The organism is Pseudomonas sp. FEN, assembly GCF_904067045.1.
Taxonomy (GTDB): Bacteria; Pseudomonadota; Gammaproteobacteria; order Pseudomonadales; family Pseudomonadaceae; genus Aquipseudomonas.
On record NZ_CAJFDC010000001.1, the window covers coordinates 836,212 to 857,943 of the forward strand.

The 21,732-nt window shown below is 60.5% G+C and carries 23 protein-coding genes, 1 tRNA gene and 1 pseudogene; 13 read left to right on the top strand and 12 right to left on the bottom strand.

Annotation, left to right across the window (positions count from 1 at the left end; genetic code table 11):
• Positions 1 to 16: 16 nt before the first annotated feature.
• The 6 genes from PFEN_RS03900 to hemA form a co-directional block, all read right to left on the bottom strand.
• Positions 17 to 535, bottom strand: coding sequence for an acyloxyacyl hydrolase (locus PFEN_RS03900; RefSeq protein ID WP_191485714.1), 519 nt, complete (start codon positions 533 to 535; stop codon positions 17 to 19).
• Positions 536 to 647: 112 nt separating this feature from the next.
• A complete protein-coding gene (murI, locus tag PFEN_RS03905; RefSeq protein WP_191485715.1) occupies positions 648 to 1,439 on the bottom strand; it encodes a glutamate racemase in 792 nt (263 codons plus the stop codon).
• On the bottom strand, positions 1,432 to 2,187 hold the full coding sequence (locus PFEN_RS03910; RefSeq protein WP_191485716.1) for a molybdopterin-synthase adenylyltransferase MoeB: 756 nt from the start codon (positions 2,185 to 2,187) through the stop codon (positions 1,432 to 1,434). The genes murI and PFEN_RS03910 overlap by 8 nt, the downstream gene beginning before the upstream one ends.
• Positions 2,181 to 3,011, bottom strand: a complete 831-nt coding sequence (prmC, locus tag PFEN_RS03915) for a peptide chain release factor N(5)-glutamine methyltransferase (protein ID WP_191485717.1) — start codon at positions 3,009 to 3,011, stop codon at positions 2,181 to 2,183. The genes PFEN_RS03910 and prmC overlap by 7 nt, the downstream gene beginning before the upstream one ends.
• Positions 3,012 to 4,094 (bottom strand): peptide chain release factor 1, encoded by a 1,083-nt coding sequence (gene prfA / locus PFEN_RS03920; protein WP_191485718.1) that lies wholly within the window; start codon positions 4,092 to 4,094, stop codon positions 3,012 to 3,014.
• Positions 4,091 to 5,380, bottom strand: a complete 1,290-nt coding sequence (hemA, locus tag PFEN_RS03925; protein WP_191485719.1) for a glutamyl-tRNA reductase — start codon at positions 5,378 to 5,380, stop codon at positions 4,091 to 4,093. Before hemA ends, prfA begins: the two co-directional genes overlap by 4 nt.
• Positions 5,381 to 5,564: 184 nt before the next feature.
• Between hemA and PFEN_RS03930 the strand changes: the two genes are divergently transcribed.
• From PFEN_RS03930 to ychF, 8 genes are all read left to right on the top strand, one after another.
• Entirely contained in the window at positions 5,565 to 7,289 is a 1,725-nt protein-coding gene (locus tag PFEN_RS03930) for a tetratricopeptide repeat protein (protein WP_191485720.1), read from the top strand.
• Between the two features lie 4 nt (positions 7,290 to 7,293).
• Entirely contained in the window at positions 7,294 to 7,911 is a 618-nt protein-coding gene (gene lolB / locus PFEN_RS03935; RefSeq protein WP_191485721.1) for a lipoprotein insertase outer membrane protein LolB, read from the top strand.
• Position 7,912: 1 nt separating this feature from the next.
• Positions 7,913 to 8,764: a 4-(cytidine 5'-diphospho)-2-C-methyl-D-erythritol kinase gene (ispE, locus tag PFEN_RS03940; RefSeq protein ID WP_191485722.1), complete on the top strand. Its 852-nt coding sequence runs from the start codon at positions 7,913 to 7,915 to the stop codon at positions 8,762 to 8,764.
• Between the two features lie 34 nt (positions 8,765 to 8,798).
• A tRNA-Gln gene (locus tag PFEN_RS03945) sits at positions 8,799 to 8,873 on the top strand.
• 46 nt (positions 8,874 to 8,919) lie between these two features.
• Positions 8,920 to 9,861, top strand: a complete 942-nt coding sequence (locus tag PFEN_RS03950; protein ID WP_003171603.1) for a ribose-phosphate pyrophosphokinase — start codon at positions 8,920 to 8,922, stop codon at positions 9,859 to 9,861.
• A gap of 138 nt (positions 9,862 to 9,999) precedes the next feature.
• Positions 10,000 to 10,593, top strand: coding sequence for a 50S ribosomal protein L25/general stress protein Ctc (locus PFEN_RS03955; RefSeq protein ID WP_191485723.1), 594 nt, complete (start codon positions 10,000 to 10,002; stop codon positions 10,591 to 10,593).
• A 170-nt stretch (positions 10,594 to 10,763) separates the two neighbouring features.
• Positions 10,764 to 11,348, top strand: a complete 585-nt coding sequence (gene pth / locus PFEN_RS03960) for an aminoacyl-tRNA hydrolase (protein WP_191485724.1) — start codon at positions 10,764 to 10,766, stop codon at positions 11,346 to 11,348.
• Between the two features lie 23 nt (positions 11,349 to 11,371).
• Positions 11,372 to 12,472, top strand: coding sequence for a redox-regulated ATPase YchF (gene ychF / locus PFEN_RS03965; RefSeq protein WP_191485725.1), 1,101 nt, complete (start codon positions 11,372 to 11,374; stop codon positions 12,470 to 12,472).
• 74 nt (positions 12,473 to 12,546) lie between these two features.
• On the opposite strand, the gene PFEN_RS03970 is transcribed toward ychF, so the two are convergent.
• Together PFEN_RS03970 and PFEN_RS03975 are read right to left on the bottom strand one after the other, a co-directional pair.
• Complete coding sequence (locus PFEN_RS03970) at positions 12,547 to 13,134, bottom strand: hypothetical protein (protein ID WP_191485726.1); 588 nt, start codon at positions 13,132 to 13,134, stop codon at positions 12,547 to 12,549.
• 3 nt (positions 13,135 to 13,137) lie between these two features.
• On the bottom strand, positions 13,138 to 13,581 hold the full coding sequence (locus PFEN_RS03975; RefSeq protein WP_191485727.1) for a DUF3592 domain-containing protein: 444 nt from the start codon (positions 13,579 to 13,581) through the stop codon (positions 13,138 to 13,140).
• Positions 13,582 to 13,985: 404 nt separating this feature from the next.
• Between PFEN_RS03975 and PFEN_RS03980 the strand changes: the two genes are divergently transcribed.
• From PFEN_RS03980 to PFEN_RS30415, 4 genes are all read left to right on the top strand, one after another.
• Positions 13,986 to 15,443, top strand: coding sequence for an AAA family ATPase (locus PFEN_RS03980; protein WP_224770881.1), 1,458 nt, complete (start codon positions 13,986 to 13,988; stop codon positions 15,441 to 15,443).
• Between the two features lie 130 nt (positions 15,444 to 15,573).
• Positions 15,574 to 16,089, top strand: coding sequence for a retron system putative HNH endonuclease (locus PFEN_RS03985; protein WP_412071382.1), 516 nt, complete (start codon positions 15,574 to 15,576; stop codon positions 16,087 to 16,089).
• 365 nt (positions 16,090 to 16,454) lie between these two features.
• Positions 16,455 to 16,841 carry a hypothetical protein gene (locus tag PFEN_RS30410; protein WP_224770882.1) on the top strand — a complete coding sequence of 129 codons (387 nt, stop codon included), beginning with the start codon at positions 16,455 to 16,457 and terminating at the stop codon, positions 16,839 to 16,841.
• Positions 16,819 to 17,376, top strand: coding sequence for a Fic family protein (locus tag PFEN_RS30415; protein ID WP_224770883.1), 558 nt, complete (start codon positions 16,819 to 16,821; stop codon positions 17,374 to 17,376). Before PFEN_RS30410 ends, PFEN_RS30415 begins: the two co-directional genes overlap by 23 nt.
• Before the next feature lie 83 nt (positions 17,377 to 17,459).
• On the opposite strand, the gene PFEN_RS03995 is transcribed toward PFEN_RS30415, so the two are convergent.
• From PFEN_RS03995 to PFEN_RS31245, 3 genes and pseudogenes are all read right to left on the bottom strand, one after another.
• Positions 17,460 to 18,509 carry a GGDEF domain-containing protein gene (locus tag PFEN_RS03995; protein ID WP_191485729.1) on the bottom strand — a complete coding sequence of 350 codons (1,050 nt, stop codon included), beginning with the start codon at positions 18,507 to 18,509 and terminating at the stop codon, positions 17,460 to 17,462.
• A gap of 136 nt (positions 18,510 to 18,645) precedes the next feature.
• Positions 18,646 to 19,425 (bottom strand): methyl-accepting chemotaxis protein, encoded by a 780-nt coding sequence (locus tag PFEN_RS31240; protein WP_412071383.1) that lies wholly within the window; start codon positions 19,423 to 19,425, stop codon positions 18,646 to 18,648.
• Positions 19,426 to 19,500: 75 nt separating this feature from the next.
• Positions 19,501 to 20,388 (bottom strand): annotated as a pseudogene (locus PFEN_RS31245) (cache domain-containing protein); the annotation flags it as partial.
• On the opposite strand from PFEN_RS31245, the gene PFEN_RS30420 reads away from it, so the two are divergent.
• Positions 20,389 to 20,613 (top strand): hypothetical protein, encoded by a 225-nt coding sequence (locus PFEN_RS30420; RefSeq protein WP_224770892.1) that lies wholly within the window; start codon positions 20,389 to 20,391, stop codon positions 20,611 to 20,613.
• A 167-nt stretch (positions 20,614 to 20,780) separates the two neighbouring features.
• Here PFEN_RS30420 and PFEN_RS04005 read toward each other — a convergent pair whose 3' ends face one another.
• A complete protein-coding gene (locus tag PFEN_RS04005) occupies positions 20,781 to 21,701 on the bottom strand; it encodes an ABC transporter six-transmembrane domain-containing protein (RefSeq protein WP_191485731.1) in 921 nt (306 codons plus the stop codon).
• Positions 21,702 to 21,732: the final 31 nt, after the last annotated feature.

Genomic DNA, 21,732 nt, shown 5'->3' on the forward strand with positions numbered 1-21,732 from the left:
CGCACCGAGTTGTCCCTTACAACGGCATCGTATAGTGCAGCGCGTAGCTTTCGATGCCTTCGTTCGGTGTACGCAGACCAGCGTTGGAGTAGTGGGTCGCGCGGATCCCTACTTCATGCCCGCCGGCAAAGCGCAGGCCGACACCGATGCGGTCCTCGAACAGGAAGGCCGAGCCCAGCTTGTTGTCCTCCACCTCGGTATGGGCAAACAGCGCGACCCCGATCCCCGCCTCGATATACGGTTTGATCGACGCCCCGGAAAACTCATAGACGAACACCGGTGAGAACGACAGGCTGTGATTGCTGGGGGACTTGTCGCCTGCCCAGTAGGTGTAGGCACCGTTCCAGTAACCGGTCAGGCGCCCCACATCACTTTGCAGCCAGCTTTTATCCCAGTTCGATTGCAGGCCCAGGCGATAGGTCTGGGTCGAATCGGTGGTCTGGCCGACGGAGAATTCGACGCCAGCCGCTTGTGCCATTGAACCCGCCCCCAGGATAACGGCCGTTAGCGCGGCCAGGCAAAACAGTCGTTTCATGAGAAATATCCTATTCCCAATGCATTTCAGGTGCGGCTCGACCGCTACTCGTCATGGAAGCTTGGCGCGTAGCCTGAGCGCACCGGGGATCCGTCGCTCTACGTCGACGTTTTTACCCTGCAAAGGATCGCACAACACCGGACTTATTCCAGAGCATTGGCAGAATTTTTCTGAAGTGCTCCGGATCGGCACTGGTCCAGAATTGCGCTTCGCGAGCCGGTCCCGCTGACAGCAGATCGCGCTCTTCCAGCAACCGCTGAAGTTGCCGGGCCACGGCGGCACCGGTGTCGATCAGGCTGATGGACGCGGGAATCATCTCCAGCAGCAGCGGCTTGAGGAAAGGATAGTGGGTGCAGCCCAGGATAAGGGTGTCGCAGCCCGCCGCCAGCAACGGTTCGACATAGCCGCGCAGCAACTGGCGCACGGCATCGCTGTGCAAATCCCCGTCTTCGATCATTTCCACCAGACCAGGACAAGGCTGGGTGATCACCCGTACATCGTTGGCAAAACGGTCGAGCAAAGCGGCGAACTTGGCGCTTTGCAAGGTCCCGGTGGTGGCCAGCACACCGACCACGCCGCTGCGGGTGGCCGCCGCCGCGGGTTTGACCGCCGGCTCCATGCCCACCAACGGCCAGTCCGGGTAACGCAGGCGCAAATCGGCGGCAGCGGCCACCGTGGCGGTATTGCAGGCAATCACCAGCGCTTTGGCGCCCTGCTCGCGCAAGAAGCCGGAAATCACGGCACAGCGCTGACGAATGTACTCCGGGCTTTTTTCTCCGTAGGGAATATGCCCGCAGTCGGCGAGATAAAGCAGCGACTCGTTGGGCAACAGCAGCTGGATTTCCTTGAGCACCGACAAGCCTCCGACCCCGGAGTCGAATACCGCGACTGGAGCATCACGCATCGCCACCCCCACAGACACTGCATTGCGGATCGCGCTTGACCCGCAGTTCACGAAACTTGGTGCCCAAGGCATCGATCAGCAGCAAGCGGCCGACCAGTGGCTGGCCAAAACCGACCAACAACTTCAAGGCTTCCAGGGCTTGCAGGCTACCGACCAGGCCCACCAACGGACCGATGACCCCGGCCTCACTGCAGGTCAGCTCGGCTTCGCTGCCGTGCCCGTACAAGCAGTGATAACAAGGGCTTTCCGGGCGACGCGGATCGAACACCGAGAGTTGGCCTTCGAGACGAATCGCCGCGCCGCTCACCAGTGGCTTGCCGGCGGCCACACAGGCCGCGTTCACCGCCTCGCGGGTGCTGAAGTTGTCGCTGCAGTCGAGCACCAGGTCCACCGCCGCCACCGCAACCCCAAGGGAGTCGGCGTCCAGGGCCTGGCGATGGGCAACCAGGCTGATCTCGGGATTGATCGCCGCCAGCCGCCGCAGCGCCGAATCGACCTTGCTCGAACCGATGCTGTCGGTGTCGTGGATGATCTGGCGTTGCAGGTTGGTCAGTTCGACCGTGTCGAAATCCGCCAGATGCAGTTCGCCGACCCCCGCGGCCGCCAGGTACAGCGCCACCGGGGCGCCAAGCCCGCCGAGGCCGACAATCAATACCCGGCTGTTTTTCAGACGCAACTGGCCGTCGATATCGACCTGCTGCAACAGGATCTGCCGGCTATAGCGCAACAGCTCCTGGTCATTCAGCACGATAGGCACCCCAGGCTGATGCGTTGATGGCCGCCCAGGTCGGTACGGCTGTGAACTTCAGCGAAACCTTGTGCCGAGAGCAATGCGCGCACGGCTTCAGCCTGGTCATATCCGTGTTCGAGCATCAGCCAGCCATCGGCCTCCAGATGCGCGGGCGCCTGGGCGATGATCAGGCGCAGATCGTCCAGGCCATCGAGACCCGCCACCAGGGCGCTGGCCGGCTCGAAACGCACATCGCCCTGGGCCAGATGCGGGTCGGCCGAGGCGATGTACGGCGGGTTGCTGATGATCAGTTGAAAGCGCTGACCTTCCAGGGCGCTGAACCAGTGACTGCTCAACACCCTGGCATTGTCCAGGCCCAGGCGCTGGCGATTGCGTTCGGCCAGGGCCACGGCTTCCGGCACGCGGTCCACCGCGGTCACCCGCCAGGCCGGCCGCTCACTGGCCAGGGCCAGGGCAATCGCGCCACTGCCGGTGCCCAGGTCGAGCACGGTCGCCGGGGCCGCCGACAGCAACTCAAGGGCGGCCTCCACCAGCAGCTCGGTGTCCGGGCGCGGAATCAGGGTATGCGGCGCAACTTCCAGATCGAGCTTCCAGAACCCCTGCTGGCCGAGAATATAGGCCACCGGCTCGCCGTCACGGCGCCGCTGCAGGAAGCCGGAAAAGGCCAGCGCGGCTTCGCTGCTGACGATCTTTTCCGGCCAGGTGTGCAGGTAACTGCGGGGTTTGCCCAGGGCCGCCGCCAACAGCAACTCGGCGTCCAGGCGTGCGCTCGGCGAGTCAGGCAGATCGGCGGCGCGCAGCAGGCTGGCAATAATAGTCATTCAATCACCCAAGGCGGCCAGTTGATCGGCCTGGTATTCGGCCAACAGCGGTTCGATAACGGCGTCCACGCCACCGGCCAGCACTTCGTCCAGGGAATACAGGGTCAGGTTGACCCGGTGGTCGGTGACCCGGCCCTGGGGAAAGTTGTAGGTCCGGATGCGTTCGGAGCGATCGCCCGAGCCCACCAGCAGCTTGCGCTCGCTGGCGATGGCACTGGCCGCGGCGCTGGTCTGCTGGTCGTTGAGCTTGGCCGACAACCAGGACATGGCGCGGGCCCGGTTCTTGTGCTGGGACCGTTCTTCCTGGCACTCGACCACGATCCCCGAAGGCAAGTGGGTAATGCGGATCGCCGAATCGGTCTTGTTGACGTGCTGGCCGCCGGCGCCGGAGGAGCGGTAGGTGTCGATACGCAGGTCCGCCGGGTTGATCTCGATGGCTTCCTGTTCATCCGGCTCGGGCAATACCGCGACCGTGCACGCCGAGGTATGGATGCGGCCCTGGGATTCGGTGGCCGGCACGCGCTGGACGCGGTGGGCACCGGATTCGAACTTCAGCTTGCCGTAGACGTTGTCGCCTTCGACCCGGGCAATGACTTCTTTATAGCCGCCATGCTCACCGACGTTTTCCGAGAGGATTTCCAGGCGCCAGCCGCGTTTCTCGGCATATCGCGAATACATGCGGAACAGGTCGCCGGAGAAGATCGCCGCCTCGTCGCCGCCGGTGCCGGCGCGGATTTCGAGAAACACGTTGCGACCGTCGTTGGGGTCCTTGGGCAGCAACATGCGCTGCAGGTTGCCCTCCAACTCGAGCAACTGCTCCTTGGCCTCGCGGACTTCCTCGACGGCCATCTCGCGCATATCCGGGTCGCTGTCCTTGAGCAGCGCCTGGGCGCCTTCCAGGTCCGACTGCACCTTCAACACCAGCTTGTAGGCGGCGACAATCGGCTCTACTTCGGCGTACTCCTTGGAATAGGCACGGAACTTGTTCTGATCGGAAATGACTTCGCCATCGCCGAGCAAGGCGGTCAGTTCCTCGAAACGATCCTGGAGGATGTCCAGCTTATTGAGCAGTGACGCTTTCATTGCGATTTCTTATCCGAAAAGCTATCCGATGAGCCCCCACCGAGGGCAAAAAGTTCCTGGGCCATGGCCAGCGCATCGAGGCGGCCTTCGGCGGACAACTTTTTCAGTTGCACGCTGGGCGCATGCATCAATTTGTTGGTCAGGCCGCGAGCCAGTTGCATCAGCACCTCTTCGGCGTTGTTGCCGTTGGCCAGCAGGCGCTGGGCCTTGTGCAATTCTTCGTCGCGCAGGCGTTCGCTCTGCTGGCGGTAGGCACGCAACACATCCACCGCGGCCAGCTCGCGCAAGCGCGCCATGAAGTCGTCGACCCCGCAGCTCACCAATTCTTCGGCGGCTTGCGCGGCGCCCTGGCGGCTCTTCAGGTTCTCGGCGACCACTTCGTGGAGATCGTCGACGCTATAGAGGTAAACGTCGTCCAAATCGCCGACTTCTGGCTCGATATCCCGGGGTACGGCGATATCTACCATGAAGATCGGCTTGTGCTTGCGCAGCTTCAAGGCACTTTCCACCGCGCCCTTGCCGAGGATCGGCAACTGGCTGGCGGTGGAACTGATGACGATATCGCTGTGCACCAGTTCCTGGGGGATATCGGCCAGCAGCACGGCGTGGGCGCCGAACTCTTCGGCGAGGATCTTCGCTCGCTCCAGGGTCCGGTTGGCCACCACGATACGCTTGACGCCCTGCTCGTGCAGGTGGCGGGCGACCAGGGTGATGGTTTCGCCGGCGCCGATCAGCAGCGCGCTGCTGCGCTGCAGATCGCTGAAAATCTGTTTCGCCAGGCTGACAGCGGCAAAGGCCACCGACACCGGGTTCTCGCCGATGGCGGTGTCGGTGCGCACCTGCTTGGCGGCGCTGAACGTGGCCTGGAACAGGCGCCCCAGCAGCGGACCGATGGTCCCCGCCTCCCGCGCCACGGCATAGGCGGACTTCATCTGGCCAAGAATCTGCGGCTCGCCGAGGACCAGCGAATCCAGCCCCGAAGCCACGCGCATCATATGACGAACGGCGGCATCGTCCTCGTGCACATAGGCACAGGCGCGCAGTTCGTCGAGGCTCAGATGGTGATAATCCGCCAGCCAGCGCAATACCGTATCCGCCCCGATGTGGTCCTGCTCGATATACAGTTCACTGCGGTTGCAGGTGGAGAGGATCGCGGCTTCACGGCTGTCGGTGAGGCGGCACAGCTGCTGCAGGGCCTCCACCAATTGCTCGGGGGTAAAAGCCACGCGCTCGCGCACGTCTACGGACGCCGTCTTGTGGTTGATGCCGAGTGCAAGAAAGGCCATTCAGGGTCGCTGATGATGTCGGGAAGCCGACAATTGTCCACCTTCGACAGATTCAGAACAACCATTGCCGACTATTGTCCTAATGTAACGTTGCTATAGGCGTCTGCCGAGCGTCTCGGGTATGGTTCTGCCCACCGCTTGTGTCATGATGCCCCGACCCGCAGGTAAGTCGTCCTTCTCCTATATGAATAGATCCTCCGCGTTGCTCCTCGCTTTTGTCTTCCTCAGCGGCTGCCAGGCCTTGGCACCCGTGTCGCCAGGCCGTACGCCGCCGGCTGAAGACACCACCCCGGCCCCGGAAAAGCCCAAGGTCTACAGCTCGTTCACCGAAGATACGGTGTTCAGCCTGTTGAGCGCGGAGCTGGCCGGACAGCGAAATCGTTTTGATATCGCGCTGGATAACTATGTGACCCAGGCGATCAACACCCAGGATCCGGGGATTTCCGAGCGAGCCTTCCGGATTGCCGAGTACCTGGGCGCCGACCAGGCGGCCCTCGACACCTCGCTGATCTGGGCGAAAAACGCCCCGGACGACCTCGAGGCGCAACGCGCGGCCGCCATCCAGCTGGCCCGCGGCGGGCGCTATGACGACGCCATGATCTATATGGAGAAGGTCCTGCAAGGCAAGGGCGACACCCATTTCGACTTTCTCGCCCTGTCGGCCGCCGACACCGACCAGGACACCCGCAACGGTCTGATGAAAAGTTTCGACCGCCTGCTGGTCAAGCACCCGAAAAACAGTCAGCTGATTTTCGGCAAGGCCCTGCTGCTGCAACAGGATGGTGACTCCCAGGGCGCCTTGACGCTGCTGGAGAAAAACCCGCCGGAAGACGGCGAAATCGCCCCGATCCTGCTGCGCGCGCGCTTGCTGCAAGCGCTGAACCGCGGCAAGGAAGCCTTGCCGATCCTGGAAAAAAGCATCAAGAAGTACCCGGACGACAAGCGCCTGCGCCTGACCTATGCGCGCATGCTGGTGGAACAGGACCGCATGGCCGACGCCAAGACCCAGTTCTCCAGCCTGGTGCAGCAATACCCGGAAGATGACGAACTGCGCTTCTCCCTGGCGCTCGTCTGCCTCGAGGCCAAGGCCTGGGATGAGGCCAAGGGCTACCTGGAACAACTGATCGCCCGCGACAGCCATGTCGACTCCGCGCACCTGAACCTGGGCCGCATCGCCGAGGAACACAACGATCTGCAGACTGCCCTGGACGAATACGGCCAAGTCGGGCCAGGCAATGACTACCTGCCGGCACAACTGCGCCAGACCGATATCCTGGTCACCAGCGGGCGCGGCGCCGAGGCCTCGAGCAAACTCAAGGCCGCCCGCGACGAGCAGCCGGACGACGCGATCCAGCTCTACCTGATCGAAGCCGAGATCCTTTCCGCCAATCATCAGGGCGATCGCGCCTGGAGCGTACTGCAACAGGCCCTGTTGCAGTACCCGGACGACCTGAACCTGCTCTACACCCGGGCCATGCAGGCGGAAAAGCGTGACGACCTGGCGCAGATGGAGAAAGACCTGCGCGCCATCCTCAAGCGCGAACCCGACAATGCCATGGCCTTGAATGCCCTCGGCTACACCCTGTCGGACCGGACCACCCGCTATGCCGAGGCCAAGGAACTGATCGAGAAGGCCCACCAGTTGAACCCGGAAGATCCAGCCGTGCTCGACAGCCTCGGCTGGGTCAATTACCGCCTGGGCCATCTCGACGAAGCCGAACGCCTGCTGCGCCTGGCCCTGGAACGCTTCCCCGACCAGGAAGTCGCCGCGCACCTGGGTGAAGTCCTCTGGGCCAACGGCAAGCAACGCGAAGCCCGGCAAATCTGGGGCAAGTTCCTCAAGGACCAGCCCGACAGCCCACTCCTGCGCGGCACCATCAAGCGCCTGACCGGATCCGAGACTCTTTAAGCTTATGTTTTTGCGCCACCTCGTTATATTCAGCCTGATCGCCCTGCTCGCCGGTTGCGCGGGCTTCGGCGCCCGTGAGTCCGTCGAAGGTCACGGCGACCCGGCTCTCTGGGCCAAGCACAAACAGCAATTGAGCAGCCTCGACGGCTGGCAGATCAACGGCAAGGTCGGCATTCGCGCACCGAAGGACTCCGGCAGCGGTACCTTGTTCTGGCTGCAACGTCAGGATTACTACGATATCCGCCTGTCCGGCCCGCTGGGGCGCGGCGCGGCCCGCCTGACCGGACGTCCCGGCCAGGTGACCCTGGAGGTCGCCAACCAGGGCCGCTATGCCGCCACCAGCCCCGAGGCCCTGCTGCAGGAGCAATTGGGTTGGGAGTTGCCGGTGTCCCATCTGGTCTGGTGGATCCGCGGACTTCCCGCGCCGGACAGCAAGAGCCGCCTGAACCTGGACAACGACAGCCGCCTGGCCACCCTCGAACAGGATGGCTGGCAGGTCGAGTACCTGAGCTACAGCCAGCAGAACGGTTACTGGTTGCCCGAACGCGTCAAGCTGCACGGTCGCGACCTCGACGTGACCCTGGTGATCAAGGACTGGCAGCCGCGCCAGCTGGGTCAGTGACATGAGCGCTGCCCGTCTGACGCTGCCCTCGCCGGCCAAGCTCAACCTGATGCTGCACATCCTCGGCCGCCGCGCGGACGGCTATCACGAGTTGCAGACCCTGTTTCAGTTTCTCGACTACGGCGACGAACTGAGCTTCGCGCTCCGCGACGACGGCGTGATCCACCTGCACAGCGAATTCAGCGGCGTGCCCCACGACAGCAACCTGATCGTGCGCGCCGCGAAAAAACTCCAGGAACAATCGGGCTGTACCCTGGGCGTGGATATCTGGATCGAGAAAATCCTGCCCATGGGCGGCGGCATCGGTGGCGGCAGCTCGAATGCCGCCACCACTCTGCTCGGTCTCAACCATCTCTGGCAACTGGGTTGGGACGAAGATCGCCTGGCCGCGCTGGGCCTGACCCTGGGCGCCGACGTCCCGGTTTTCGTTCGTGGACACGCGGCTTTCGCCGAGGGCGTGGGGGAAAAACTCACCCCGGTAGACCCCGAAGAACCCTGGTATGTCGTGCTTGTTCCGCAAGTATCTGTTAGTACAGCAGAAATTTTTTCGGATCCGCTGTTGACACGTGACTCCGCGCCCATTAAAGTGCGCCCCGTTCCCAAGGGAAACAGTCGTAATGACTGCTTGCCGGTTGTCGCAAGGCGTTATCCAGAGGTACGTAACGCTTTGAATTTGTTAGGTAAATTTACCGAAGCAAAGTTAACCGGAACTGGAAGTTGTGTGTTTGGGGCCTTCCCAAACAAAGCTGAAGCTGATAAAGTCTCGGCCCTTCTTACAGAGACCCAAACAGGGTTTGTCGCAAAGGGAAGCAACGTTTCGATGTTGCATCGCAAGCTGCAAAGTCTGCTCTAGGAATCGGGTACTGGGTACTCGTTGCAACAGATACAGGGGCGTCGCCAAGCGGTAAGGCAGCAGGTTTTGATCCTGCCATGCGTTGGTTCGAATCCAGCCGCCCCTGCCATTTTCCTATACTCATCCAGGTTACCCTCAGCCTTCAGGTACTGCGCGTGTCCAAGATGATGGTCTTTACGGGGAACGCCAACCCCGATCTGGCTCGGCGTGTAGTACGTCAGCTGCATATCCCACTCGGTGACATTTCCGTCGGCAAGTTTTCCGACGGCGAAATCACCGCTGAGATCAATGAAAACGTCCGCGGTAAAGACGTCTTCATCATTCAGCCGACGTGTGCCCCGACCAACGATAACCTGATGGAACTCGTCGTGATGGCTGATGCCTTCCGCCGTTCCTCAGCCACTCGAATCACTGCGGTGATCCCTTACTTTGGTTATGCCCGTCAGGATCGCCGTCCGCGTTCCGCGCGTGTGGCTATCAGCGCGAAAGTCGTCGCTGACATGCTCACCGTCGTCGGCATCGACCGTGTTCTCACGGTTGACCTGCACGCAGACCAGATCCAGGGTTTCTTCGATATTCCGGTAGATAACATCTACGGCTCCCCCGTATTGGTGGATGACATCGAAGACCAACGCTTCGAAAATCTGATGATCGTGTCTCCGGACATTGGTGGCGTCGTGCGTGCACGGGCAGTTGCCAAGTCGCTGGGCGTGGATCTGGGCATCATCGACAAACGTCGTGAGAAGGCCAACCACTCCGAAGTGATGCACATCATCGGTGATGTCGAAGGCCGCACCTGTATTCTCGTCGATGACATGGTCGATACCGCCGGCACCCTGTGCCACGCGGCGAAAGCCCTCAAGGAACATGGCGCTGCCAAGGTCTTTGCCTACTGCACACACCCTGTGCTGTCGGGTCGCGCGATCGAGAACATTGAAAATTCCGTGCTGGACGAGCTGGTGGTGACCAACACCATCCCGCTGTCCGCCGCAGCACAAGCCTGTGCGCGTATCCGTCAACTGGATATCGCACCGGTAGTCGCCGAAGCGGTTCGCCGCATCAGCAACGAAGAATCGATCAGCGCGATGTTCCGCTAAGGGCCCTGCCCTTTCGGATGTCTCGTTGACGAAAAGCGCCCCGCCCCAACACCTGTTGGGGCGGGGCTTTTTTGCCCATACCGCCTTTAGCGCTGGTCGCAAACGCTGGGGCGGATGTGGTTAATTTGGAGATACAACATGAACGAATTTACTTTGAATGCTGAACTGCGTTCCGACCTGGGGAAAGGTGCGAGCCGCCGCCTGCGTCGTCTCGCTAGCCTGGTTCCAGCTGTAGTCTACGGTGGCGAAAAAGCCCCTGAGTCCATCAGCATGCTGGCCAAGGAAGTTGCCAAACTGCTCGAAAACGAAGTGGCTTTCAGCCACGTTATCGAGCTGAACATTGGCGGCACCAAGCAGAACGTGATCATCAAGGCTCTGCAACGTCACCCAGCCAAAGGCCACGTGATGCACGCTGACTTCGTCCGCGTCGTAGCCGGCCAGAAACTGACCGCTCACGTACCGGTGCACTTCATCAACGAAGCGGCAGCGATCAAGAAAGGCGGCGAGATTTCCCACGTTGTGGCTGAAGTCGAAGTGACCTGCCTGCCAAAAGACCTGCCTGAGTTCGTCGAAGTCGACCTGGCTGACGCCGAAGTCGGTTCGATCGTTCACCTGTCGGACCTCAAAGCCCCTAAAGGCGTTGAGTTCGTAGCACTGGCTCACGGTAACGACCTGGCTGTCGCCAACGTTCACGCGCCACGTGTTGCACCGGAAGCTGACGCTGCCGAGTAATTGTTTACTCTGTAACGTTGGAGTCATGGAAACATCGCGAGCTGGCAAGTAGCGAGTAAAGCGGGCGGGATCGCGAAGTTTGCATCATGTAAATGAACGCGTTTCGTCCACTTTCGCCGCCACCTGTGCAGTGAGGGTGTTATCCACAACTCCGAGGAAGGGCCCCTGTCGTGACTGCCATCAAACTGATCGTTGGCCTGGGAAATCCAGGCACCGAATACGAACAGACCCGGCATAACGCAGGGGCCCTTTTTGTTGAGCGCATCGCCCACGCCCAAGGTGTCAACCTGGTGGCCGATCGCAAATATTTCGGCCTGACCGGGCGCTTCAGTCACCAAGGTCAGGATGTTCGCCTGTTGATTCCCACCACCTACATGAACCGTAGCGGCCAGGCCGTGGCGGCCCTGGCTGGATTCTTCCGCATCACGCCTGAAGAAATCCTGGTGGCTCACGACGAACTGGACTTGCCTCCCGGCGTCGCCAAGCTTAAACAGGGTGGTGGACACGGTGGGCACAACGGCCTGCGCGACATCATCGCGCAGCTCGGCAACCAGAATACCTTTCACCGCTTGCGGCTTGGCATCGGCCACCCGGGCGTTGCCAGTATGGTTTCAAATTTCGTCCTGGGTCGTGCGCCACGCGCCGAACAGGAAAAGCTCGATGCCAGCATCGATTTTGCCCTCGGCGTGCTGCCGGATATCCTCGCCGGGAAATGGAACCGTGCGATGAAAAACCTGCACAGCCAGAAGGCCTGACTCTAACTCCTAGGGGAAACACCATGGGATTCAACTGCGGCATCGTCGGCCTGCCCAACGTCGGCAAATCCACCCTGTTCAACGCCCTGACCAAATCCGGTATCGCGGCGGAGAACTTCCCCTTCTGCACCATCGAACCGAACAGCGGTATCGTGCCGATGCCCGACCCGCGCTTGCAGGCCCTGGCCGAGATCGTCAAGCCCAAGCGCATCCTGCCGACCACCATGGAATTCGTCGACATCGCCGGCCTCGTTGCCGGTGCCTCGAAGGGTGAAGGCCTGGGTAACAAGTTCCTCGCCAACATTCGCGAGACCGATGCCATCGCCCACGTGGTCCGCTGCTTTGAAGACGACAACGTGATTCACGTCTCCAACAGCGTCGATCCCAAGCGCGACATCGAGATCATTGACCTGGAGCTGATCTTCGCCGACCTCGACAGCTGCGAGAAGCAACTGCAGAAAGTCGCGCGTAACGCCAAGGGCGGTGACAAGGACGCCGTGGTGCAAAAGGGCCTGCTGGAGCAGTTGATCGCCCACTTCACCGAAGGCAAGCCGGCACGCGGCCTGATGAAGAGCATGAACGCCGACGAGAAGGCGGTGATCCGCGGCTTCCACCTGCTGACCACCAAGCCGGTGATGTACATCGCCAACGTCGCCGAAGACGGCTTCGAGAACAACCCGCTGCTGGACGTGGTCAAGGCCATTGCCGAGGAAGAAGGCGCGTTCGTGGTGCCGGTGTGCAACAAGATCGAAGCGGAAATCGCCGAGCTCGATGACGGTGAAGAGAAGGACATGTTCCTTGAAGCCCTGGGTCTTGAAGAGCCTGGCTTGAACCGTGTGATCCGTGCCGGTTACGAAATGCTCAACCTGCAGACCTATTTCACTGCCGGTGTTGAAGAGGTCCGTGCCTGGACCGTGCGCGTCGGCGCCACCGCGCCGCAGGCTGCCGGGGTGATCCACACCGACTTCGAGAAAGGCTTTATCCGTGCCGAAGTGATCGCCTACAACGACTTCATCCAGTACAAGGGCGAAGCCGGGACCAAGGAAGCCGGTAAATGGCGCCTGGAAGGCAAGGAATACATCGTTAAAGACGGTGATGTGATGCACTTCCGTTTCAACGTGTAAACGTTGATGGAATCGAAAAAGCCGCGTTGATTCGCGGCTTTTTTATGGGTCTGATATCGACCCGCCATACTCGGCTAGAACAGATAGCCCATGTAGATCGCGGCACCACCACCGGCCTGCACGCCAGCGTTCATGCCGGCCATGACCACCGCGCCCTTGGCCGACTGCAGCAATTGCCGGTTGACCGTGGAGGAGGCAATGAGCGAGGTCGCCGGGTTGGCGCTCAGCACCGCCGCCAACGCCAGCAGCTTGGGATCAAGCCCGAACAGCAGGGCCGTGGCCGAACCGCCGACCACCAGACCCGCCGCCACCTCGGTATACAGGCAAGGCCCGGTGATATCGTCATCGGTCAGGTCACGACTGAGCAAGGCGTCGCTGACAAATACCTTGCCGGTACTGGGAAAAGCCTCCGCCGCACCGGCTGCACCCACGCTCTTGCCCTTGAGCTGGATATTGATCTTGCCGAAACGCGGCAGGCGCGCGCCAAATCCGACACCCACCCCGACGCCACCGTAGCGGTAGCTGACGTCCTTGCCCTGGGGCGAACGCAGGATGATCGAACCGCCACTGCCCGCCACCAGGGCCACGGTCAGGCCGCCGCCGCTGGCGGTCTGATACTGCCAGCGACTTTCATTGAGCGGGATCGGGATGTTGTAGCTCATCGTTCAAAGTCCTTTCTGTAAATGAACTGCGCCGCGACCGCGCGGACGGATGCCTCTCATCAGGCCGGCAATGACGAATACCAGACCGATACCACCCAGTACCCCGGGAGTGGCCCACAATGCGGCCGGATCATCGACGACGGCGCTGCTGGCCGGTTGCTCGGGCAGGTAATACACCCGCACCGGCTGATCCTTCTGATAGCCGAAGATAAAGCCGCCCTGGGGATAGGAAATCTTTTCCCCACTGCGGGTAGCGAAGGCGATCTCAGGATGCGAACCACCGGCATTCAAGTGGCTGACGATACCAACGGCGGTCTGTGCGTGGGCGAGGAATTCGCGTCGATCAAGCGTGAGATTGACGGCAATGCCTAACAAGACGATGCCGATCAGGGCAAAGAGCAGCCCCTGGAGTATCTGCCCGAGGCGTGACGGGGTGAGGTTAGCCATGGCTTGTCTCGGTATTCGTCCATGAAAGAGGGCGATCAGGATAGCAAGAAAGCTCGGGGAAGTGCTTTGCCCCACTTACCGATGCGCCCGGTGCGGACAATAACGCCGGCTGCGCGAACTCCCGTGGCCATAAGGCCAGCAGCACGACGCTCAAAGCCGAATGGGCTACGGGCGCCACCCCGGTCAGGCCACGAACGGTCCAGGCGCCCAGCAAGCAGCCCTCAACCGGCCAGTCCTGCCGGCTGTTCGTCGAGAAGCGAATCCTCGGATTTAGAAAAAGTCAGGCGCCAACGGTCTTTGAAAGCACACTCGGCAGCAAGCCTTTTCAGGATACCCCCTAGTAGCTGCGCGGGAAGGTGGTCAACAGGTAAACTAGGGTTTTAAGCATCGGTCTGGAGTTTCTCATGGGCACGCAGGAAAACGTGATGAGTGCCGGAATAAATTCGCTTCGGCTTTCCCGGTTGCGGCTACGTGATTTTCGCTGCTTCGAAACGATCGATATCGACTTCCATCCGCAGTTGACTGTGCTGGTCGCAGCCAACGGCACGGGTAAAACGTCCATCCTCGACGCCATCGCTGTCGCCTTCGGCCCCTACGTGGGAGCGTTCGACGAGGCAGTGGGCAAGCATCTTGAACCGAGTGATATTCGCCAGTTTCACGCCAGGCGAACCAGCACCAACGAAATGGAATACGCCCCCCAGGGGGCTCGGCTCGAGGCGACAGGAATCATTCCCGGCAGTCTGTCCGATCAGCTGTCCGATGATCGCCTGCCCACCACTTGGCGACGTCATCTTTCAAGCACGACCAAGACCAAGACCTCAATCAAGGACGCCAAGGAGCTGGTGAGCTACGGTAAGCGCATGCAAGAAGCCGCGCGCACACCGGACACAGAGGTTGTTCTGCCGTTGATCGCGTACTACGGCACTGGGCGGCTGTGGCAGCAGAAAAAACTGACAGACGCAAAGAACATTCAACGCACTTCAAGGACCGTAGGCTATACCGACTGCCTGGATCCGGCCTCCAGCTATAAATCGTTCGTGCAATGGTTTCGCTACTGGAGCCTGAATGCCAAGGAAGCCCAACTCAAGGCGCTTGAAGCCGGGGTCAGCGTTACCAAAACTGAATTCGACGACTACATCCAGTCAGTGAGTCGCGCGGTAAACACTTGTATCCAACCGGCAGGCTGGAGCGGCATCCAGTACTCCTTCACTCGTGACGCATTGGTTGCCCGCCATGGGCAATTTGGAGAGTTGCCGGTCGAGTGGCTTAGCGATGGTATTCGTAACATGATCGGCATGGTGGCCGATATCGCGTTCCGCGCGACCAAGCTCAACGGGCACCTTGGTGCGCAGGCTGCGCAAGAGACGCCCGGAGTGCTACTGATTGACGAAGTCGACATGCACCTGCATCCGGAATGGCAGCAAGTGGTGCTGCTCAACCTGGCCGAGGCATTCCCGGCAATGCAACTTATCGTGACCACCCACAGCCCTCAGGTGTTGAGCACGGTGCCCTCGGACAGCGTTCGAATCCTGCGCACCGAAATCGATCCTGAGACCTCCACCCGGATTACCACCGTCAGCGAGCCTCAGTGGCAGACCCGCGGTGTCGCCAGTTCCGACCTGCTAGCTCGTATCATGGGCGTCGACCCGGTGCCTCACGTACCCGAGGCCATCTGGGTTTCCGATTATCAGGCGCTGATCCAGCAGAACCTCCATGGGCAGCCCGATGGAAGGGCGTTGAGAGGCAAGCTGGAAGCTCATTTCGGCGCTGAACATCCAGTTATTCGCGACTGTGAGCGGCAAATCCGCTTGCAGGGCATCAAGCAGCGTCTACCGCGCGACCTTGGCAACGGAGAGCGTTGAGGTGCGTCGTCTGAATCGGCAGGACGTCCCCCCTTTGGGTTTAAAGCGTTACCGGCACGGCCAGGATCGCTGGAATGCCACCTGCCCAACGCAAGAGGAACGCCAGGGAATCTGGATGTCTCTGGAGCTCATGCAAGGGCCCCGGTGTGCTTACTGCGAGGGGCCAATGGTCGAGGGAAACCGTCATATCGAACACTTTCGCCAACGTCGGAGCTATCCACAAGGTACGTTCGACTGGAGTAACCTGTTTGGCTCGTGTGACCGTGCCGGAACCTGCGGGAAGGCCAAGGATCATTGCGGAGCTTACCCGCCAGAGATACTGATCAAGCCAGATATTGAAGACCCCGATGCCTTTCTGGTGTTCACCCCCAGTGGTACGGTGGAGCCACGGGCGGGCCTAAGTGCAGGTGATCATCTTCGCGCAAGCGAAACGATCCGTATTCTTGCATTGGACGGTGCACTGAATGAGATTCGTCGTGCGGAACTTTGCGGTTATCTCCAAACCATGGAGTATTTTGTCGAATACGCCGAGGCGTTCCCCGACGACGAGGGCTGGGTCCAGGAACTCGAGCGGGAAGTGCACGACACTGCGCATTTACCGTTCGCGACGGCGATCAGGCATGTGCTAACACGCCAGAGTGAGTGAAGGTCTAGAATCCCGCTCGCCAAAGCGGGCCTCTGCATTTAGGCGCTCAGCCCATTAACTACGCTGTAACATGACCGATGCGCCTGCCGCATTGGCTCAGCGCGCTCGAATTGGTCAAGCCATTGAAAGCACCACCTCACTGTGGGACCGGTGCTTGCCCGGAGTCTCTTCGCGGCGGCTTTGGTGATCTCATATGAGCTAATTCGAAATCAGCTCTAAAAAGCTCACAATCGAGCTGATTAAGCCATAATAAGCTCATTATGAGCTGATATCAGACCTTCCCACATGGCCAATGCATCCGACGACCTCATCGCCGCCCTTCAGGCCGCAATCCCTGGATCAGCTCCAGCGAACTGCTGAGCGAAGTGAACATCAGCTGGTCCACGATCAAGCGCCATCTGGACGATCTGGTCAGTTCGGGCAAAGTCATTCGGGAAGGCAAGGCACGTGCCACGCGCTATCGGCTGGCTGACAGCAACAATGCCCAGCTACCCAACACTATTGCGGCCTCCACATCAGGGACGGGCCCGGTCTGGTCAACCGAGAGTAAGGCACTGCGCCAGACTCTGCTGCAACCTCTGGCCATGCGCAACGCCGTCACCTACCAACGTGTCTTCGCGGACAACTACATCCCCAACCAGACCTCGTTGCTACCAACCTCACTCGCCACGACCCTGATGGAAGAAGGACGCATGCGCGGCCAGCCAGGTCCCTTCCCTCCTCGGCGAAATGCTCGAATCCATCCTGGATAAGGCCCGGCAGATCAAGAACCCGGTCGAGTCGGCTTTCTTCCTGTGGGTCAACCTGGCCTATCTGCAACCTTTCGACGACGGCAACAAACGCACCAGCCGTCTGGCGGCCAACGTCCCCCTGATGCTGTACAACAGCGCGCCATTGTCCTTTCTGGATGTGGATGTGCAGGACTACGCGCATGCCATGCTGGGTGTCTATGAATACCTGGATGTGTCGCTGGCCGCGGATCTGTTCGAATGGGCCTATCGCCGCTCGATCAGAAAGTACGAAGTGACCTTGGAAGCCATGGGCAAGCCCGATCCCGTTCGGGTGCAATTCAGGGAAGCGCTGAACGAATCCATTGGCGCCATTGTGCGTGACGGCAAGACCTCTGAAGAGGCAATAACCGACCTGTCTCTAGCTCCCGATCAGGCCCGGTTGCTGCGCCCCTTGCTGCTGGACGAGCTCAAGCGGCTGGAGGTCTTCAACTGCGCGCGTTATCGCTTGACGATGAAGCAGACCGAGAACTGGATCAATGCCGGCCGCCCTTTGTAGCGGCGAGCTCGCGTGCAAGTGAGATTGGCCAGTTACCACCTATCGCGCGCTCGGCACTTCACTCGGCGGCGCAGCCCATGCCATCAAGCCAACGCCACTTCGACCCTGTTGCGCCCGGCCGACTTGCCCTCGTAGAGCGCCTGATCGGCCCGGGCAATGGCGTTGCTGAGCGCCTCTTGAGCACGATATTGCGTAATGCCGATGGACAGCGTCACGCTGACTTTATGGCCGTCACTGTCGATCACCAACGCCTGGATCGCCTTGCGTATACGCTCCGCGCTTACGGTAGCCTGATCAAGATCGGTTTCCGGCAGCACCGCCAGAAACTCTTCGCCGCCCCAGCGGCCAATATAATCCTGATCGCGCATCGAGCTCTTGAGCAGGTCGCTCACCGCATTGAGCACCCGATCGCCCATGTCGTGACCGTACTGATCGTTGATGTGCTTGAAGTGATCGATATCCATCAACATCAAGGTGAGGTTGCTCGGACATCTATGCTGCCGCGCCAGCGCCTTCTCGATCTGCGTAATCATGTGCCGGCGATTGAACAACCCGGTCAACGAGTCCGTCGTGGCCATCCGCGCCAGACTCTTGTGCGCGCGTGTCACCGTGACCACATAGAACAGCGCAAGATAGCTGAACATGCCGAACACCACCGTCAGGTTGAACACATGCACACCCAACAGCGCATTGGAGGAAATCGGTTGCAGCGGCGGGAGGTACCACATGAGCACATCCAGCCCCACATAGTAGGTCCACAGGCACGCCGCGAGGATCCAGGCACCGCGCAGACGCATGGTCACGAACAGGGCCGGAATGAACATCAGCAAAAAGTAGTGAAAACCACTTTCCCAACCAATCAGCAGCGTTCCCAGCCCAGCGTGCACCAGCACTTCCGTGCGGATCAGCAGGATCGCCAGCCGGTTGCGCCGTTGGCTGAACGCGCGATAGGCGTAGACATACATGGCCACGCTGATCACGTTGATCCAGGCCAGGATGGGTGAGCCAAGCATGAGAAAAATGAACAGAAAGGCAACGTCCACACTGCCAGCCAACTGGCAGCAACGCATGGAAAGCTGCCAGAACTCGGGACGGGCATCCTGCTTGTGCGGGTTTTCCGCGGGCACTGGCATCGTACCTGTTACCTCAAGTTCCGGTTGTGAGTTCCGGTTTTCAATCAGGTTGACGCCCTGATAGCCGGTAGCCGGGCAGCGTCTGCAGTGTAGTTAATCGCCGGGCTATCAGCCACCCGGCAATAGCATAATGCCGCTACGACTTGAAACGCCCCACCAGCCCGTTCAGTTCATCCGAGAGGTGCGAAAGCCGACCGGAGTCTTCTTGCGCGGAGCTGGCCAGGCTTTCGACCAGCCGCGCCTCGTCGTAGATCTGCTGGATATGCCGATTGATCTCTTCGGCGACGCTGTGCTGCTCTTCCGCCGCCGCCGATATCTGCAGGTTCTGATCGCGGATTTCATTGACCGACAACTGGATGCCTTCAAAGCTGTCACGCGCGCTCTCGATCGAGGACTCACTGGCACGCGACAGGTCCAGACAACTTTCCATCTTCTGCGAGACTTCCTGGGTCTTGCTGCCGAGGGCGTTGAGTAACTGGTCGATTTCCCCGGTGGAGTCGGACGTGCGCTTGGCCAAGGCCCTGACCTCATCCGCGACCACGGCAAACCCCCGGCCCTGATCACCGGCCCTGGCCGCCTCGATCGCCGCGTTCAGCGCCAGCAGGTTGGTCTGCTCGGCGATGGCGCGGATGGTGCCGAGAATCTGGTTGATGTTGCGACTGCCCTCTTCCAGCTCGCCCATGGCCTGGGACGACTCGCTCAAGCGCCGCCCCAGGCGGCCGACGTTCTGGGTGGTCAACTCGATCTGCTGTTTGCCTTCGGCGACACGCTGGTGTCCACTCTCGGCAGAGTCGGCGGCCGTACTGCACGAACGGGCCACTTCGTTGGCGGTAGCGACCATTTCGTTGAAGGCCGTGGACACCAACTCCACCGCTTCGCGCTGACGCCCTGCCGCCTGGTTCATGTTGCCGGCCATCTCGCTGTTGACCCGTGAGGCCTCCTGCAGGTTGGTCGAAGCAGCGCCAATGCGTTGGATCAACTGGCGTATCGCGGCGAGAAACTTGTTGAACCAGCCGGCCAGCTCCGCGGTTTCGTCCTTGCCCTGCACTTCAAGATCGCGGCGCAGATCGCCCTCACCCTCGGCGATCGATTGCAACCCCGTGCTGACCTGGCCGATCGGCTTGACGATCACCTTGGCGAACGCCGCGGCGAGCAACGCGAAGAGCAGCACCAGCAGGACCACGATAACCGCCGTCAGGTAGGTCATGCGCGTCGCCGCGCCCATGACTTCACCGTACTCGATCAAACCGACGTAGCGCCAACCAAGGCCCGGCGATGTCCAGATATTGGCCATGTACCTGATCCCGTTGATCTGCACCTCGGTGGAGCCCTGGGTGGTGGTGGCCAGTTTGGCGTAGGGCTCGCCCAGGTCCTTGAGCGGTTTGAAGTTGTGCCCGGCATCGCGCGGGTCGACCAGCACGGTGCCGTCCTCGATCAGCATCACGTAGCCGCTTTCGCCGAGCTTGATGCTCTTGACCAGTTCGGTGAGATTTTTCAGCGAAACGCTGACGACAAACACACCCTTGGCCTTGCCAGCGTCATCGAGCAGTGCCCTGGCGCTACCGACCAACGCCACGGCATCCTTGTCATAGTAGTAAGCCGGCGTTCGCACCGCTTTGCCGGGACTGGCCATGGCGGCTTTGTACCAGGGCCGCGAACGCGGGTCGTAGTTCGACAACTGCGGATCGTCCGGCCATTTGGCGTAGCTGCCATCTTCCAGGCCGATGGAAAGAATGGCCGCGGCCGGGTGCGTCGAGCCATAACGGGCGAACGCATCGATGACCTGGCGGGCAGCCGGCGGCAGCGGCTGGCTGGCGGCATCGGCGGTCTCATAGTGCTTGAGGCTGGCGACCGATGTGTATACAGGATCAGTAGCCATTTGATCGACATTTTGCTGCGTGCCGTCGAAAAACTGCCGAATATTGCCGTCGATCTGGCGTATTTCACGGGTGCTGCCATCAATAAACTGATCGACCGCCTGAGCCCGTATATTCAACACCGAGATCACCGCCACCAGACTCACCGGAATGAAGGCAACCGACACAAAGGCAAGGACGAGCTTGTTTTTTATTTTCACGATGACGATCACCATCCGAGGAAGTGAGGTACAAATGGCCGAATCACGCGGATTTATGGCGATTTGCTATCTCATCTGTTTCGGCTGATCTGGCGAAATCTTTACCGCCACTTCGTACACAAAAACAATAAAAATTGTCCCGACCATGAGCCCTGATCAAGAAGTGTCTGTCTTCATGTCACAACTTGGTGGTTTCAGGTCTGCTGGTCCCCAAATCCCGGGTCTACCCGTTTGCCAATATCCTTGAGACGCGCCAGTTGGTCGACCATCCCGGGGGCCTCATCCAGGCAACTGACAAAGGTCCATAGGTAGGTCATTACCGCATACACATGACCGGCCTTGACCTCGGGCGAAAGCGCCAGTTGAGTGATGGCTACCACAAACAACAGCGCAGCCAATGAACCGATGAACAGGAAGGCGGCGGCCTCACGGTCCGATAGCCAGATCCGCAGCCGCGAAAGCACCCGATAATGGCGGCGCAAGGTATGGGCACCGACTTTTTCCACCAGGCCAATTTCCTTTTCCAGACGATCATTCAAGCGTTCATGCAACTGCTGGTTACGGAGGGCAAAGCGCGGCAACAAAGTGATGCATAACAGGAGCGCCGCAAGGCAGGCCAGACCGACCCAGTGTTCGATCACCAGCAACATCACCGCCGCGCCGACAATGGAGACCAGCGCCGTCGCAATGATCGGCACATGCTTTTCGAAGAAGTCGACGAACTCTCGCGCCAGAACTACCCGCGCGGCCGACTTCGAAGTGCTGTGGTTCTGTAGGCGCTGGTTGAGAATCACTGGCACCGCGAGGTCGGCATAGATACGGGTAAACGTGCGCGTATCCACTGCCCGCCGTGCCGCTCCGACCGCCCAGAACGCCAGTACCACGGCGGCGTAAAACAGCGCGCCACCGACATCACCCCGCAGAATTGAATCCACCGCAAACCCGGCAAACAACGGATAAGCCAACAGCAGCACATTTTCCAGCGCTACCAGGGACAACGTGAGGCAGAGTTTGCCGGGATAGGCCTTGGCAATCGCTTTGAGTGTCTGACTGGCGGACTGTTGACCAATCTTCTGGCTTTCTTCGATCAGAATTTGGGGTATCACGGACGGCATGGATCACCCATTGCGAGAGAGACGCTGGTGG